2 protein-coding genes are annotated in these 1,237 nt (G+C 62.2%); both read right to left on the reverse strand.

The window, feature by feature from the left end; genetic code table 11:
• Window positions 1–311, reverse strand: a 311-nt coding sequence (locus HLUSI_RS0121785) for a HesA/MoeB/ThiF family protein (RefSeq protein ID WP_016835985.1), incomplete at its 3' end; no start/stop codon positions are given.
• Window positions 312–404: 93 nt separating this feature from the next.
• Window positions 405–1,237, reverse strand: an 833-nt coding sequence (locus HLUSI_RS34450; protein ID WP_238534062.1) for a nucleotide-binding domain containing protein, incomplete at its 5' end; no start/stop codon positions are given.

The raw sequence follows: 1,237 nt of genomic DNA on the forward strand, positions 1-1,237 counted from the left end.
GCCAGCGCGACGATGTCGATGTCGGGATTGATCTCTTCCAACGCCTGCTGCCCCGACTGCACCTTGAGCTGCCCCACGCGACCGGTGGTGTGCATGATCTGGCGCTGCAGATTGGTCAGGTCGACGGTGTCGTCGTCCACCAGCGTGATCCTGCCCATGCCGGCCGAGGCCAGATACATGGCTGCCGGCGACCCCAGCCCGCCGGCGCCGATGATCAGCGCATGGCCGGCCAGCAGCTTTTCCTGTCCGGCAATGTCGATCTCGTCGAGGAGAATGTGGCGCGAGTAGCGCAGCAGTTGCTGGTCGTTCATGGCGTGGCGGAGCGGTGGATATGCGGTGAGTGGCAGCAAATGAAAAGAGGGCTGCAAACACGCAGCCCTCTTAATGTAACGCAATTTACGATCTTATTTTTTCTCGATCTTTTCCGGTGGCGCCTTGTTGTCCTTGCGGATGTCCTTGACCGGCTTGTCGTCCTTGCTGGACTCGTCGCGGATTTCAGGCTTGACCTTGGACACCTGGACCGGCTGGCCCTTCAGGTGATTGAGCGCCTGCGCCAGCTGGAAGTCTTCCTTGCTGCCGAACTCGAGCGGCTTGCGTTTCTTTTCCAGCGCGATCAGGCGCTCTTCTTCCTTCTCGTCGACCGTGGATGCCTTCACTTCCTTGGCGTCCTTGTCCTTGTCGTTGGTCAGGTGCTTGGTCAGGTCTGCTTCACGCAAGCGCAGGCCGTTGAGGCCGTCGCCGTCGGCGTATTCATCCACCATGATGTCCGGCACGATGCCGCGCGCCTGGATCGAGCGGCCGTTCGGCGTGTAGTAGCGCGCCGTGGTCAGCGGCAACAGACGCCGCAGAAAATCTCCGCTTGCCCGCGCCAATAGTAACGACACGCGCTCGCCGCCCAGATGGGCACCGTCGGCGGTGCATGCCAGCACATGATTGCCGGCGTTGAGAATCTGTGCGATGCGCGACAGCATCGCACCGATATATGCCTGGTCGCCGTCGATCAAGCGCCGTGCATCGAGCGCAATGCGTTCGTAAGACTTCGCGGCAGCAACCTGGCGCGCCGTGACCGGCGACAAGCTGCCGGCCAGCACGAACACCGCGCCTTCAGCTGCGGCAATGCGTGTCGCATCAATCGCGGGCGGGGGTAATCCGTCCTGCTCGCGCCAATGAGCGCACAAGGCCTGCACCACGCTGCTGGCGCCAGATTTCGGAAGCCGAAGCCGAACCGGAGTTGATC

Source organism: Herbaspirillum lusitanum P6-12 (assembly GCF_000256565.1).
Classification (GTDB): Bacteria; Pseudomonadota; Gammaproteobacteria; order Burkholderiales; family Burkholderiaceae_D; genus Herbaspirillum; species Herbaspirillum lusitanum.